This is a genomic window from Streptomyces sp. NPDC002133 (assembly GCF_040296405.1).
Lineage (GTDB): Bacteria > Actinomycetota > Actinomycetes > Streptomycetales > Streptomycetaceae > Streptomyces.
The window spans coordinates 331,431-345,726 of sequence record NZ_JBEOXF010000003.1 but is presented as its reverse complement, the minus strand read 5'-3'; the positions used below and the strand labels follow the sequence as shown (position 1 = coordinate 345,726).

The following is a 14,296-nucleotide window of genomic DNA, read 5'->3' as shown; positions in this document are numbered from 1 at the left end:
CTCCCGGATCACGGAAGTGGCTGACCAGCGGCTGTGGCGGGTTGAGTATGCCCGATCCGGGGGCGTCCGTCACGGGGTGGAATATCACCTTCCGGTTGCCGCACGCCACTCCGACGCCGCTTGGGCGCTCCTCGAAACCCTCCTCGAAATTGGTCCGAACCATTGACCCAACTGGTGCAGCCCTTCTACCGCCCCCTGGAGGCATGACCCGTTCATGCCATGTCTGCCACGGCAGCACCGTCCCCCCACACGCTCCCCCTCCCCCCACGAGGAGACACGATGCTCGGATCCCCACCCCCACACACCCGCCTGCGGGCGCTGATCGCCGGCGTCTGTACGGCCGTGCTGGCCGCGGGCCTGCTCGGCGGCGCGGGCACCGCCACCGCAGGCGGGACCACCGCGAGCGCCACGACGGCCGCCGCGCCCGCCGCTGCCGGGGACGGCGTACGCGCACCGCGGCACGCAGTGGTGGAGCTACGACACGCCCGCGACCATCGCCGGGAAGATGACGTACAAGAACCAGCAGGGCCTGGGAGGCACGTTCTTCTGGGAGCTCAGCGGTGACACGGCGAACGGAGAACTGATCAAGTCGATCGGCTGGTCGCGCCCCGGAAGGACCGGAGGGGGCGGGGAGCGGGTCGGCTCCTTGCCCCCTCGGTCATGCCCGCCGCCCTCTGTCATGCCCCGACGCCGTCGCGCGGCCACAGGGAGCGAGGGGACGAGGAGCGAGGGGACGAGGACGTCAGAGCAGTCCGGCCTGGGTGACGAGCATCGCGAAGACGATCACGAGGGTCCAGCCCAGGATGTGCTCGAGGATCTTGGGGCCGTCGTCCTTGGGGCCTCCGGTACGGGCCCGGGTCGCGGTGGCGGTGGTCGCGGTCATGGCTGCTCGCTCGGTCGTCGTGGTCATGGACGTCCCCCCCGTGCGGGTCCCCCACGCCCTCGGGGCGCAGGGGGAGTGACCGCTCCACAGTGCCAGGCCCAACGCCCCGCGGGCAGTGACACCGGTCACCACCCGGGGGGCGGGAGCGCGCGCGTCAGCGGATACCGAGGGCGGCAAGCGCCTTGCTCTGCGCGGCTGTCGGGTGCTCGGGCCAGTAGAGGTAGCAGACGCCGCCTGTGCCGGACACCACGTTCCCGCTCGCGTTGTACCGCTTGGTACGGAGCCAGATGTTCTCCCACTCGCGGCGCCGGTAGACCCGGCGGACGGCCTCGTTGCCCGGAGACGCCGGATCGTTCGCGATCACATCGCCGGCGGCGGTGAAGCCGACGACGGTCATCAGATGGCCGGAGGTGCCGTACCCGGCACCCGTCAGCTCCTCCTTGAGGAACGACTGCGACGTTATGGCCGGAATCCCGGCCCGGACGAGGTTCTCCAGTTCGCCGAGCGACCGCAGCCGGGTCACGACGGCGTTCATGTCCCGGTACGTGGCCGCGTAGGCGGCGTTGAAGGGCCAGTTGCCGCAGCCCTCGTACTGGTAGTCGAAGGTGTGCCGGGCCGCGTGGCAGACCTGGGGGTCGGCGAAGGCGGGATTGACCCAGGCCAGGTCCTCGGCGGTCGGCTTCCGCCCCCAGTACTCGATGATCATCTGCGACGACGTGGGGCTGCACCAGGCCTCGCCGCCGTCGTCGTACTCGGGGTACTGGCCGACGTGTGTGTTCTGCGAGTACCGCGGCACGGCCAGCTCGCGGGCGAGGCGGGGGGTGGACGCGGGCACGGTGAAGCGGTCCGGGATGTCGGACGCCATGGCCCCGACGCGCCACACCGTGGGGGTCAGGCCCGTGCCGGGGGCGCGGTAGAGGGTGAGGCGCAGTCGGTACGAGGCGAGCCGCAGCCCGGTCGACGGTTCGTCCATGGAGAAGGTGTCGGTCCAGACGGTGCTTCTGCCGTCGGTCTGGTCGTCGACGGAGGTGCGGCGGATGTCGCGCTCGCCGTCGCCGGAGGACCAGCGGCCCATGACGAACCAGGGGGTCGCGGTGCCGTCCGAATAGGCACCCGAGAGCTCCACCTGAAGCCAGGTGCCGGACGGGGTGCGGGCGTTCCAGGAGGCGATGACCTCGGTCGCGGGCACGGAGGGGCGGTGCATCGGCGAGGTCCAGGTCGCGTACTCCCAGGCCGCGGTCCTCCCCGTGTGCGGGTCGGCGTATTCGGTCCGGCCGACGGGGGCCGCGATCACCAGCGCGGGTCGGTGGCCGGTGACGGCGCGGGTGCCGGCCTGCTCGCCCTGCCGCCAGTCGGCGTGGGAGGTCCAGAAGCGGTTGTCGACGAGCCTGCCGGCGACACCGCGGGCCGGGGTCTGCGCCCGGCCTGTCGTGGGGGCGGCCGTCGTCGGTGCCGCCTGGGACACCGAGGCCGCGGCGGCGAGTGCGGCGGTCAGGACGGTTCTGCGCGTAGCGGGTCGGGTCATGGGACCTCCGTCTCGGGGCGCGACAGTCTCGCGGCGCGCATGGGGCGCGGACAGGGAGCGCTCAGGGCGCACCCGGCCGGCGCGCACGGGTCGTGGGGGTGGGGCAACTCCCGGCAACTATCCCGGTTCCCGTACGGCTTCTGCCAGCGATTCACGCCGTGCCGCGCGACCAATATTGGTCTTGACCAGTGGCATGAGCTGCGACGACCGTCACCCTCCTGGCCCAGGGGCCCTTAGGGTGACCCCTATGAGCCCCGCCGTCCCCCTCGATCCCGACCGCGCCGCCGCCGGGCTTCGCGCGCTGCCGCCGTCCTGCGGCCCGGTCCGGCTGGTCTCGATCGACGGACACGCGGGCTCGGGCAAGAGCACCTTGGCCGGCCGGCTCGCCGATGCGCTCGACGGCGCGCCCGTGCTCCATCTCGACGATCTCGCCACGCACGACGAATTGTTCGAGTGGACCGGCCGGCTGCTCGATCAGGTGATCGGGCCCCTGTCACGGGGCGACAGCGCGCTCTACGAGCCTTACGACTGGAATCTGCGCCGCTTCGGCACACCGCGCCCGCTGCCCGCCGAGCCCGTCGTCCTCGTCGAGGGCGTGGGGGCGGGCCGCCGCGCGCTGCGGCCGCACCTCGCCCGGCTGCTCTGGATGGACCGGGGCCCCCGGGAGTCCTGGGTGCGCGGGCGGCACCGCGACGGGCCGGCGCTCTCCGGCTTCTGGGACGCATGGATCGAGGCGGAGACACGCCACTTCGCCGGCGACCCCTCGCGCCCCTTCGCGGACACCCTGGTACGGGAGTGGTCAGAGGGGTACGAGTGGCTCCCGGGACCTGGGACGACAGCGGGACCGAGTCACTTCCTCACGGAGCGTGATGACCCTTCCTTCCGTACCGAGCAGTCGGAAATACGCCCCGGCGAGTGCCCCAACTGCGCTTGACCCAAGGGCCATACAGGTCTTACGTTCTCAATGTGCGGCTTTCCGAAGTCGCCCAGACGCGAGGCCCCCGGTTGTTCCCCCGTGATCGGGGGCTTCGTTTTGCCCTCGCCCCACTCTCCCGGTGCCGTCTCCGCCGCCCGGCGCTCACCCTGGGTCACCGTCTGCGGGACGCTCGCGCACCCTTAATCACCCGCCCCCTGCGCAGGTACGATGCCCTTCGGTGCGGTCAATTCCCGTCCGCGAGAAGGTGGTTCAGCACGCTCCGACGGGCGCCCGCCCGGCGGGATGGCACGGAGGCACGGTATGTGGGGGACCCGATGGACATCGGCACGCACGGCGCGCTGGCTCCGGCCGACCTCGCCTGGGTGCGCGGCGTGGACGCCTACACCATGGGCGCCTATCCGCAGGCCGAGGAGGAATTCAGGACCGCGGTGCGGCTCGACCCCGGGATGGCGGACGGCTGGCTCGGCCTCCACGCGCTGCGCGTGGACACCACCACCGCGCTGCTGCGGATGTACCGCAACAGGGAGCGCTTCGGCGAGCAGCGCGCCCACCACCGGCGCACGCTGAACTCCTGGTACTGGCTGGGCTGGTGGGTGCAGCCGGTCCTCGAGAGCCCGCGCGACCTCCTGCTCGCACACGCCTCCCACTGGCTGGACGGCCGCCATGTGCCGGAGCTCGACCGGGCGCTCGCCGGTCTGCCGCCCGTCGACACCGACCCCCAGGTGCGCTTCCTGCACGCCTGCCGCGCGTATCTGGTCAAGGACTGGGAGCAGCTCGTGCGGCACACCGAGCCGCTCGTGAACGATCCTCTGCTCGGCATCGAGGCCGGGCTCTTCGGCGGGATGGCACGGGTCCGGCTGGAGATGTACGGGCAGGCCGAGCCGCTGCTGTCCGCGGCGCTGATGCGCTGCCGCAGCGAGCAGCCGCAGCGCAAGGAGCTGCGTTACTGGCTGGCACGCGCTCATGAGGGCACCGGCCGTACAGCGGCGGCGCTGCCGCTGTACCGGGCGGTGCACCGGGTCGACCCGGCATTTATGGACACCTCGGCACGGCTGGCGACGATCGCCGAGTACGACGGGATGGAGGGGCCCGACGAGCCGGCCGGGCTCGCCGCGGTGTCGCTGGCGGGCGCGGGCCTCGGGCAGGACGCGGTGGACGCGCAGTCCGAGGCCGAGCCCCCGCTCGTGCCCGAGCCGCGGTTCGGCACCGATCCGCAGGCGCAGTTCGGCTCCGCCGCCCCGGCCGCGCCTGCCGACGGCGTACGGGAGAAGGCGACCGTACCCGCCCAGTCGGCCGCGCCCCAGTACCCGGCGGGCTCCACCGACCCGGTGCTGCTCGCCGACGCACTGGCGGAGCTGGAGCGGATGGTGGGACTGGAACCGGTGAAGCGGCAGGTGAAGGCGCTGTCCGCGCAGCTGAACATGGCCCGGCTGCGGGCGAACCAAGGGCTGCCGGTGCAGCCCCCGAAACGCCACTTCGTCTTCTCCGGTCCCTCCGGCACCGGCAAGACGACCGTGGCACGCATCCTCGGCCGCGTCTTCTACGCCCTCGGGCTGCTCGGCGGCGACCATCTGGTGGAGGCGCAGCGGTCCGACCTGGTCGGGGAGTTCCTCGGCCAGACGGCGGTGAAGGCGAACGAGCTGATCGACTCGGCGCTCGGCGGGGTGCTCTTCGTGGACGAGGCGTACTCCTTGTCCAACACGGGCTACAGCAAGGGCGACGCGTACGGCGACGAGGCCCTGCAGGTGCTGCTGAAGCGCGCCGAGGACAACCGCGACCACCTCGTGGTCATCCTGGCCGGCTATCCGGAGGGCATGGACCGGCTGCTCGCCGCCAATCCCGGGCTTTCCTCCCGCTTCACGACCCGGGTCGACTTCCCCTCGTACCGTCCCCTGGAGCTCACCGCGATCGGCGAGGTGCTCGCCGCGGCGAACGGCGACCTGTGGGACGAGGAGGCCCTGGACGAGCTGCGCTCGATCAGCGGCCACGTGGTGGACCAGGGCTGGATCGACGAGCTGGGCAACGGCCGCTTTCTGCGCACCCTGTACGAGAAGAGCTGCGCCTACCGGGACCTGCGGCTCTCCGGGTATGCCGGCACACCGACCCGTGAGGACCTGGCGACGCTGCGGCTCGCCGATCTGATGCAGGCGTACGGAGAGGTCCTGTCGGGTCGCGGCCCGGTGGACCGCGACCCTCAGGACCCCGCGGTGTGACACGGCGGTCGGGGGTCGACTCCCGACCGCCGTGAAGCCCGCGTTCGGCGGGCCCGCGTGTCCGTCCTCACACGCCGGACGGGCTCAGAGGCTGGACCTGCACCGGTTCCTCGGCCCGCCGTGGTGCCGGTGCAGGGGCCCGGTGGGCCGGGTCCCGGACCTCGCCGACCAGCATCTCCAGCACGTCCTCCAGGGCGACGAGGCCCAGCACCCGCCCCGACGCGTCGGCGACCTGGGCCAGATGCGTGGCCGCTCGGCGCATCACGGTGAGGGCGTCGTCCAGCGGCAGCTCGGCCCGCAGCGTGGCCATCGGCCGCCAGATGTGCTGCGGCACGGCCCGCTCGCAGTCCTCCAGGTCAAGGACGTCCTTGACGTGGAGGTAGCCCATGAACGGTCCGCCGCCCTCGCCGCGCACCGGGAAACGGGAGTAGCCCGTGCATACGGTCAGCTCCTCGATCTGGTGGGGGGTCACCGACGGCGGCACGGTCACCAGGGCCGAGCGGGCGATGAGGACGTCCGTCACCGGGCGGCTGCCCAGCTCCAGCGCGTCCTCGAGCCGGTCCTGCGACTCACGGTCGAGCAGACCCGCCTGGCCCGCGTCCTCCACCAGCTGGCCCAGCTGGTCACTGGTGAAGACCGCCTCGACCTCGTCCTTCGGCTCCACCCGGAACAGCCTCAGGACCAGCCGGGCACACGCACCGAGCCCCACCGTCACCGGGCGGCACAGCCGGGCGAACCCGACGAGCCCCGGGCTGAGCCACAGCGCGGTCTTCTCCGGGGCGGCCATGGCCAGGTTCTTCGGGAGCATCTCGCCGATGACGAGATGGAGGAAGACGACGACGGCGAGGGCGATGACATAGCCGAGCGGATGGATCAGCGCCTCGGGGACGTGAACGGCGTGGAATACCGGCTCCAGGAGGTGGGCCACGGTCGGCTCGGCCACCGCGCCGAGCGTCAGCGAGCAGACGGTGATGCCGAACTGCGCGGCGGCCATCATCTGCGGCAGGTTCTCCAGCCCGAACAGAACCTGCCGGGCCCGCGAGGACCCTTCTGCCGCGAGGGGCTCGATCTGGCTGCGCCGTACCGACACGAGGGCGAACTCGGCGCCGACGAAGAAGCCGTTCGCGAGCACGAGCAGCAGCGCGAACAGCAGTTGGAGGACGCTCATCGGACGCCCTCCACGACATCTGACGTACGCACGAGCTTGACGCGTTCCGCCCGGTAGCGGTCCACCTGGCGCACGGACAGCCGCCAGCCGGGCAGCTCCGCCCTGTCGCCCGGGGCCGGGATCCGGCCGAGCAGATCGGCGACGAGCCCGGCGACGGTCTCGTAAGGACCGTCCGGCACCTCGAGGCCTATCCGCCGCAGCGTGAGGACCCGGCAGCTGCCGTCGGCCTCCCAGGCGGGATGGCCGTCCTCGGGGGCGACGGGGGCCAGCTCGGGCGCTCCGTCGCCCTCGGCGTCGTGCTCGTCGCGGACCTCGCCGACGAGTTCCTCGACGATGTCCTCCAGGGTGACGACGCCTGCCGTGCCGCCGTACTCGTCGACGACGACGGCGATGGGCTGCTCGCTGCGCAGCCACTCCAGCAACTGCCGCACCGGAAGGGTCTCGGGGACCAGCAGCGGGGGCACGGCGATGCGGCCGACCGGGGTGCGCTGTCGCTGGTGCGCCTGCACGGCCAGCGCGTCCTTCAGATGGACCATGCCGACGACCTCGTCGATGCGGTCCCGGTAGACGGGGAAGCGTGACAGGCCGGTGGCGCGGGTCAGGTTGAGGACGTCCGCCGCGGTCGCGTCGGACTGGAGCGCGCTCATCTTCACCCGCGGGGTCATGACGTGCTGGGCGGTGAGATGGCCCAGAGACAGGGTCCGTACGAACAGATCGGCCGTGTCCTGCTCCAGCGCACCGGCGCGGGCCGAATGGCGGGCGAGGGAGACCAGTTCGCCGGGGGTGCGGGCGGATGCCAGCTCCACGGCCGGCTCTACGCCGAACGCCCGCACGAGACGGTTGGCGACGGCGTTGAGCAGCGCGATCACGGGCCGGAAGACGGTCGCGAAGCCGTGCTGCGGACCGGCCACGAAACGGGCGACCTGCATCGGCCGCGACACCGCCCAGTTCTTGGGGACGAGCTCGCCGACCACCATCTGGACGGCGGACGCGAGCAGCATGCCGATCACGACCGCGACACCGGGGACGATCCCGTCGGGTATCCCTGCAGCCGTCAGCGGTCCGTCGAGCAACCGGGCGAGCGCCGGCTCGGCGAGCATGCCGACGACGAGGGAGGTGATGGTGATGCCGAGCTGGGTGCCGGACAACTGGAACGACAGCTCACGCAGGGCTCGTACGACGCTTCTCGCGCGGAGGTCGCCCTCGGCGGCGGCGCGCTCGGCGTCCGCGCGCTCCACGGTGACGAGGCCGAACTCGGCGGCCACGAAGAAACCGTTGGCGAGGATGAGAAGGAATGCCGCACAGAGCAGCAGTAGCGGGATGATCATGCCGCCGCCTCCAGTGAGGGGGCGGCGCAGGTACTACCGGACGATCCGTCCATTGCCGGGGGTTGTCACTCCTCGGTTCGCAGGTGCCTCACGGGCCGTCGTCGGCCACGCAGGTGTGAGGCGGAGGCGCACTCGGCGCCTCCGCCTCCAGAGTAATCACGACCTCGCCCCACTGGGCAGGGGCTCAGCCGTTGTCGGTGCCCGTGCCGCGGGATTCCGCGAGGGCGCGCAGCGCCCGTGCGTCGCGGACGGCGTGCTGCCGGGCGATTCCCGGCTGGATACCGAGGACCGGCAGGCTCGTTCCGTCACTCAGATCGAGGAAGACCCAGGGGTCACCCGAACGGAGGTTGACACGGATGATCTCCGCCCACTCGAGCCGACGGCTGCGGGTCAGGTTGACGACAGTGACGCCCTGCTCGTCGGCGACGACCTTGGGGCGGCCGAGCAGGGCCAGTACGCCGAAGAAGAGCAGCGCGGTGAGGACGAAGCTGATCCGCTCGCCCGTCGTGAGCTTCTCCAGCGCAAAGGCGACTGCGGTGATCACGGCGAACATCACCGTCCCGACGGACAGCAGGACGACCCTGGTGCGGGTCGGCCTGAACGTCACGGGGAGGGCGGGGAGTTCCTGTTGTTCGACAGACATTGAACCGGTTCGCTCTCAGAGACGGCAGGCGTGGATCGCCGTGGTCAGGATCGCGCGGGCGCCGAGCTCGTAGAGATCGTCCATGATCCGCTGTGCTTCCTTCGCCGGGACCATCGCACGGACGGCGACCCAGCCCTCGTTGTGCAGCGGGGAGACGGTCGGCGACTCCAGGCCCGGGGTGAGGGCGACGGCCTCCTCCAGGTTCTCGACACGGCAGTCGTAGTCCATCATCACGTAGCTGCGGGCCACCAGGACGCCCTGGAGACGGCGCAGGAACTGCTGGACCTTGGGGTCGTCGGCCTTCGCACCGGTGCGGCGGATGACGACGGCCTCGGAGGTGAGGATCGGATCGCCGATGATGCCGAGGCCGGCGTTGCGCAGGCTGGTGCCGGTCTCCACGACATCGGCGATGACCTGGGCGACGCCCAGCTCGATCGCGGTCTCGACGGCGCCGTCGAGGTGGACGACCGATGCGTCGATGCCCTTGTCCGCGAGGTGCTTGGCGACGATGCCCTCGTAGGAGGTGGCGATCGTCAGCCCGCCGAAGTCCTCGACGCCGGAGGCGGTGCCGGGCTTGGTGGCGTAGCGGAAGGTGGAGCGGGCGAAGCCGAGCTGGAGGATCTCCTCGGCGTTGGCGCCGGAGTCGAGGAGCAGGTCGCGGCCGGTGATGCCGATGTCGAGGCGGCCCGAGCTGACGTAGATCGCGATGTCACGGGGGCGGAGATAGAAGAACTCGACCTCGTTGTCCGGGTCGACCAGCACGAGCTCCTTGGAGTCCTTGCGCTGGAGGTAGCCCGCCTCATGGAGCATCTCCCCCGCAGGTCCTGACAGTGAACCCTTGTTGGGGACGGCGATGCGCAGCATGAGGTGGGCTTCCTTCGCTCTGGGTTTCGGGAGAGTGTGAACCTGTGTGAACCGGTCTGAGCAGTGTGCTCAGAGATGGGCGTAGACGTCATCCAGGGAGATGCCCCGGGCGACCATCATCACCTGTACGTGGTAGAGCAGCTGCGAGATCTCCTCGGCAGCGGCTTCCTTGCCCTCGTACTCGGCGGCCATCCAGACCTCTGCGGCCTCCTCGACGACCTTCTTGCCGATGGCATGGACGCCCTTGTCCACGAGTTCGGCGGTGCGGGAGGTGGCGGGATCGCCGTTGGCGGCCTTGTGCTGGAGCTCGACGAAGAGCTCCTCGAACGTCTTCTTGGACATGGTGGTCACACCCTACGCGGAAGTGGGCTCTCCTCAGCGCCAGGGTTCGGATACTGAACGCAGCGTGGTCGCGGTGGCCACGGCGGCGGTGACCGCCTCGTGTCCCTTGTCCTCGTTCGAGCCCTCCAGGCCGGCCCGGTCGAGGGCCTGCTCCTCGGTGTCGCAGGTCAGTACGCCGAAGCCGACGGGAACGCCCGTGTCGATGGAGACCTGCGTGAGGCCGTGGGTGACGCCCTGGCACACGTACTCGAAGTGGGGCGTGCCACCACGGATGACGACGCCGAGCGCGACGATCGCGTCGTAGCCGCGGTCGGCGAGGACCTTGGCGACGACGGGAAGCTCGAAGCTGCCGGGGACCCGCAGCAGGGTCGGCTCGTCGATGCCGAGCTCGTGCAGGGCGCGCAGGGCGCCGTCGACGAGACCGTCCATGATCTTCTCGTGCCACTGGGCCGCGATGACGGCCACGCGGAGGTCTCCGCAGTTGCGTACGGACAGTTCGGGTGCGCCCTTGCCGCTCACGTTTCTCCTCGAAATGCTGTTGTCACTCGTCTTGCGTCTTACTGGTTGCCGCAGGTGGAGGCGGTGGTGCCGTCCAGCCAGGGCAGGTCGTGCCCCATTCGGTCCCGCTTGGTGCGCAGATACCGGAGGTTGTGTTCGCCCGCCTGCACCGGCATCGGCTCGCGGCCTTCGACCTTCAGGCCGTGCCGCACCAGCGCGGTGATCTTGTCGGGGTTGTTGGTCATCAGCCGGAGGCTGCGCACACCGAGGTCGTCGAGGATCTGCGCGCCGGCGGCGTAGTCGCGGGCGTCGGCAGGCAGGCCGAGTTCCAGGTTCGCGTCGAGCGTGTCGCGCCCGCGCTCCTGGAGCTCGTACGCCCGCAGCTTGGACAGCAGGCCGATGCCGCGGCCCTCGTGACCGCGGAGATAGACGACCACGCCGCGGCCTGCCTCGGTGACACGCTCCATGGAGGCCTGCAGCTGGGGGCCGCAGTCGCACCGCAGCGAGTGGAAGATGTCGCCGGTCAGGCACTCGGAGTGGACCCTGACCAGGACGTCCTCGCCGTCGCCGATGTCGCCGTGGACGAGCGCGACGTGCTCGACGCCGTCGACGGTGGAGCGGTAGCCGTACGCCGTGAACGCGCCCTGCGCCGTGGGCAGGTTGACCTCGGCCTCGCGGCGGACGGTGGGCTCGGAGCTGCGGCGGTACGCGATGAGGTCTTCGATGGAGATGATCGTAAGGCCGTGCTTGCGCGCGAACAGGATCAACTCGGGCAGCCGGAGCATCACACCGTCCTCGCCGGCGATCTCGACGATCGCACCCGCGGGGCGCAGTCCGGCGAGCCGGGCGAGATCGACGGCGGCCTCGGTGTGACCGTTCCGCACGAGCACACCGCCGGGCTTGGCCCGCAGCGGGAAGACATGCCCGGGACGGACGAAGTCGGACGGCTCGGCGCTGCCGCTCGCCAGCAGCTGGAGAGTGGCGGCCCGGTCGGCGGCGGAGATGCCGGTGGTCACGCCGTACCGGGGAGCGGCGTCGACGGAGACGGTGAAGGCCGTGCTCATCGACTCGGTGTTGTGCTCCACCATCTGCGGCAGCCGCAGCCGCTCCAGTTCGTCGCTCTCCATGGGCGCGCAGATCAGTCCGCGGCACTCGCTCATCATGAAGGCGACGATCTCGGGCGTGGCCTTCTCGGCGGCGATGACGAGGTCGCCCTCGTTCTCGCGGTCCTCGTCGTCGACGACCACGACGGGACGGCCGGCGGCGATGTCACGGATGGCCTGCTCGACAGGGTCGAGGGCGAAGTCCCGGGCGCTGTCGTCGTCCGTCGGGTACCAGGTGCGAGCCGAAGGGGCGGTGCGAGGGGGGTCCCCCCAGGCCGACGGCTCCGGGGAATCCTCGGGCGGGGCGGTGGTGGGAGACGGGCGGGCGGTCATGCCGGTGCTCCTTCCAGGGAGGGGTCGGCGCTGCGCCGGGAGCGCAGCCACCAGTCGCGCATGCCCCACAGGACGAGCGCGCCGTAGATCACGTAGACGAAACCGGAGAAGGCGTAGCCGTTGGCGAAGTTCAGAGGAACGCCGACGAGGTCGACGAGCAGCCAGGCGAACCAGAACTCGACCATGCCGCGGGCCTGGGCGTACATGGCCACGAGCGTGCCGACGAAGATGTACGCGTCGGGCCACGGGTCCCACGACAGCTTCGGGTACGCGGTGAAGAGCGTCGCAACGGCGATGGTGCCGAGGGCCGCCGCGGCCACCATGACCCCGCGCTCGCGCCAGGTGGCGAACCGTACGCCGATCGAGCCGTCCTGGGCCTGCTGCCGGCCGCGGCTCCACTGCCAGAAGCCCCAGGCGGCGACGGCCATGACGACGACCTGCTTGCCGGCACTGCCGGTCAGGTGCGGGGCGAAGGCGACGAAGAGGATGGCACCGGCCAGGAACTGGGCCGGCCAGGTCCATATGGAGCGCCGCCAGCCGAGGGCGAGGGCGGTCAGGCCGATGGTGTTGCCGATCATGTCGGACCAGATGACGTGCTGTCCGAAGGCCGTGAACGCCTCGGAGTTCAGCCAGCTGACGGCGCTCACTCGGCGCTCCCCTCGGCGTCGGAGCCGAACAGCCGCTCGACGTACTTGGCGATGACGTCGACCTCGAGGTTGACCGGGTCGCCGGGCTGCTTGATGCCCAGCGTGGTCAGGGCGAGCGTGGTGGGGATGAGGCTCATGGTGAAGTAGTCACGGCCCGCCTCGACGACGGTGAGGCTGACTCCGTCGACGGTGATGGAGCCCTTCTCGACGACGTACCGGCTGAGCTCCGCGGGGAGCGAGATCCTGACGATCTCCCAGTTCTCGGACGGCGTGCGGGCGACGACGGTGCCCGTGCCGTCGACGTGGCCCTGCACGATGTGCCCGCCGAAGCGGCCGTCGGCCACCATGGGCCGTTCCAGGTTGACCCGGGAGCCGACGTCGAGGGCCCCGAGGCTGGAGCGCTTCAGTGTCTCGGCCATCACATCGGCCGTGAACTCGCCGTCGGCGGTGTCGACGACGGTGAGGCAGACGCCGTTCACGGCGATGGAGTCGCCGTGCTTGGCCCCTTCGGTGACCACGGGGCCACGCAGGCGGAAGCGGGAGGAGTCGCCGAGTTCCTCCACGGCGGTGACCTCACCCAGCTCTTCGACGATTCCGGTGAACACTCAAGCTCCCTTGGGGACGGGCTGTACGGCCGCGGTGATGCGCAGGTCGGGACCGATGCGAACCGTCTCGGTCACATCGAGCCGCAACGCTTCGGTGATGGTGGTGATTCCGGCGTCGGCGAGGGCCGCGCGGCCCTCCCCGAGGAGCACGGGGGCGAGATAGCCGACGACGGTGTCGACGGCTCCCGCGGAGACGAAGGACCCGGCGAGGGTGGGGCCGCCTTCGAGGAGCACGGAGCGGACGCCGCGCTCGTGCAGCGCGGCCAGCAGGGCGGGTACGGAGAGGCCGCCTCCGTCCCTGGGGAGCCGCACGACGTCGGGCAGGTCGGTCTCGGCGTCCTCGGCGACCGCGATCAGGGTCGGCGCGGCGTCGTCGAGGACGCGGGCGCCGGGCCTCACGACGGTGGCGTCGGTGTCGACGACGACGCGCAGGGGCTGTACGGCGCCGTCGACGCCGCGGACCGCGAGGTGCGGGTCGTCGGCCCGGGCCGTGCCGGAGCCGACGACGACCGCGTCGGCCTCGGCGCGCAGCCGGTGGACGTCGGCGCGGGACTCCGCGGAGCTGATCCAGCGGCTGGTGCCGTCGGCGGCTGCGATGCGTCCGTCGAGGGTGGCGGCGTACTTCCACAGCACGTACGGGCGACCGACGCGGACGGAGGTGAGCCAGGCGATGTTGCCGGCTTCGGCCTCGTCCGCGAGCAGCCCGGCCTCGACGTCGATCCCGGCCGCCCGCAAGGTGTCGACACCGCCGGTGGCCTGCGGGTTCGGGTCGGCGACCGCGTAGACGACCCGGGCGATCCCGGCGGCCACGAGCGCCTGGGCGCACGGGCCGGTGCGGCCGGTGTGGTTGCAGGGTTCGAGGGTGACGTATGCGGTGCCGCCGCGTGCGCGGTCGCCCGCGGCGCGCAGGGCGTGGATCTCGGCGTGCGGGCCGCCGGCGCGCTGGTGGAACCCCTCACCCACAGGCTGTCCGGACGCGTCGGTGATGACGCACCCGACGACCGGGTTGGGGCTGGTGGAGCCGAGTCCGCGGGCGGCGAGCTCAATGGCTCGGCGCATGGCGTCCACTCCGCCGGAGCTTCGCCTGGGGGTGTCCCCGACTGCGGTGGCCACCGGGTCCTCCTGCCTCTTCGGGCACGGACTCCGGGGCTGTCGACGACGACAGAGAAAGCGGAACAGCGCCGCACGGAACGCCGAGCCGGAGCAA

Annotated in this window: 14 protein-coding genes and 1 pseudogene; 3 read left to right on the top strand and 12 right to left on the bottom strand. The window is 71.3% G+C overall.

The features are described 5' to 3' along the window. Positions 1-433: 433 nt before the first annotated feature. Positions 434-595: pseudogene (locus ABT078_RS06235) on the top strand (glycosyl hydrolase family 18 protein); the annotation flags it as partial. A 147-nt stretch (positions 596-742) separates the two neighbouring features. Here the strand turns inward: ABT078_RS06235 and ABT078_RS06230 are convergent. Both ABT078_RS06230 and ABT078_RS06225 read right to left on the bottom strand, forming a co-directional pair. After that, on the bottom strand, positions 743-910 hold the full coding sequence (locus tag ABT078_RS06230; protein ID WP_451082707.1) for an SCO1431 family membrane protein: 168 nt from the start codon (positions 908-910) through the stop codon (positions 743-745). A gap of 127 nt (positions 911-1,037) precedes the next feature. Beyond that, positions 1,038-2,408, bottom strand: coding sequence for a C39 family peptidase (locus ABT078_RS06225; protein ID WP_351224331.1), 1,371 nt, complete (start codon positions 2,406-2,408; stop codon positions 1,038-1,040). Between the two features lie 247 nt (positions 2,409-2,655). Between ABT078_RS06225 and ABT078_RS06220 the strand changes: the two genes are divergently transcribed. Together ABT078_RS06220 and ABT078_RS06215 are read left to right on the top strand one after the other, a co-directional pair. After that, positions 2,656-3,342, top strand: coding sequence for a uridine kinase family protein (locus ABT078_RS06220; protein WP_351224329.1), 687 nt, complete (start codon positions 2,656-2,658; stop codon positions 3,340-3,342). Positions 3,343-3,659: 317 nt separating this feature from the next. Continuing rightward, a complete protein-coding gene (locus ABT078_RS06215; protein WP_351224422.1) occupies positions 3,660-5,558 on the top strand; it encodes an AAA family ATPase in 1,899 nt (632 codons plus the stop codon). Between the two features lie 67 nt (positions 5,559-5,625). Here the strand turns inward: ABT078_RS06215 and ABT078_RS06210 are convergent, their stop codons facing one another. The 10 genes from ABT078_RS06210 to ribD all read right to left on the bottom strand — a co-directional run bounded on the left by ABT078_RS06210 (position 5,626) and on the right by ribD (position 14,148). Next, positions 5,626-6,726 (bottom strand): hemolysin family protein, encoded by a 1,101-nt coding sequence (locus ABT078_RS06210; RefSeq protein ID WP_351224327.1) that lies wholly within the window; start codon positions 6,724-6,726, stop codon positions 5,626-5,628. After that, a complete protein-coding gene (locus ABT078_RS06205; protein ID WP_351224325.1) occupies positions 6,723-8,054 on the bottom strand; it encodes a hemolysin family protein in 1,332 nt (443 codons plus the stop codon). The genes ABT078_RS06210 and ABT078_RS06205 overlap by 4 nt, the downstream gene beginning before the upstream one ends. A 184-nt stretch (positions 8,055-8,238) precedes the next feature. Further along, positions 8,239-8,697 carry a PH domain-containing protein gene (locus ABT078_RS06200; protein WP_351224323.1) on the bottom strand — a complete coding sequence of 153 codons (459 nt, stop codon included), beginning with the start codon at positions 8,695-8,697 and terminating at the stop codon, positions 8,239-8,241. A 15-nt stretch (positions 8,698-8,712) separates the two neighbouring features. Next, on the bottom strand, positions 8,713-9,561 hold the full coding sequence (hisG, locus tag ABT078_RS06195; RefSeq protein ID WP_351224321.1) for an ATP phosphoribosyltransferase: 849 nt from the start codon (positions 9,559-9,561) through the stop codon (positions 8,713-8,715). A gap of 69 nt (positions 9,562-9,630) precedes the next feature. Then, positions 9,631-9,903, bottom strand: a complete 273-nt coding sequence (locus ABT078_RS06190) for a phosphoribosyl-ATP diphosphatase (RefSeq protein ID WP_351224319.1) — start codon at positions 9,901-9,903, stop codon at positions 9,631-9,633. Between the two features lie 33 nt (positions 9,904-9,936). Beyond that, positions 9,937-10,422: a 6,7-dimethyl-8-ribityllumazine synthase gene (gene ribH, locus ABT078_RS06185; RefSeq protein ID WP_351224317.1), complete on the bottom strand. Its 486-nt coding sequence runs from the start codon at positions 10,420-10,422 to the stop codon at positions 9,937-9,939. Between the two features lie 38 nt (positions 10,423-10,460). After that, a complete protein-coding gene (locus tag ABT078_RS06180; protein ID WP_351224315.1) occupies positions 10,461-11,837 on the bottom strand; it encodes a bifunctional 3,4-dihydroxy-2-butanone-4-phosphate synthase/GTP cyclohydrolase II in 1,377 nt (458 codons plus the stop codon). Beyond that, entirely contained in the window at positions 11,834-12,484 is a 651-nt protein-coding gene (locus ABT078_RS06175) for a nicotinamide mononucleotide transporter family protein (RefSeq protein ID WP_351224313.1), read from the bottom strand. Before ABT078_RS06175 ends, ABT078_RS06180 begins: the two co-directional genes overlap by 4 nt. Next, on the bottom strand, positions 12,481-13,089 hold the full coding sequence (locus ABT078_RS06170; RefSeq protein WP_351224311.1) for a riboflavin synthase: 609 nt from the start codon (positions 13,087-13,089) through the stop codon (positions 12,481-12,483). Before ABT078_RS06170 ends, ABT078_RS06175 begins: the two co-directional genes overlap by 4 nt. After that, positions 13,090-14,148: a bifunctional diaminohydroxyphosphoribosylaminopyrimidine deaminase/5-amino-6-(5-phosphoribosylamino)uracil reductase RibD gene (gene ribD, locus ABT078_RS06165; RefSeq protein WP_351224420.1), complete on the bottom strand. Its 1,059-nt coding sequence runs from the start codon at positions 14,146-14,148 to the stop codon at positions 13,090-13,092. It lies immediately after the preceding gene. Positions 14,149-14,296: the final 148 nt, after the last annotated feature.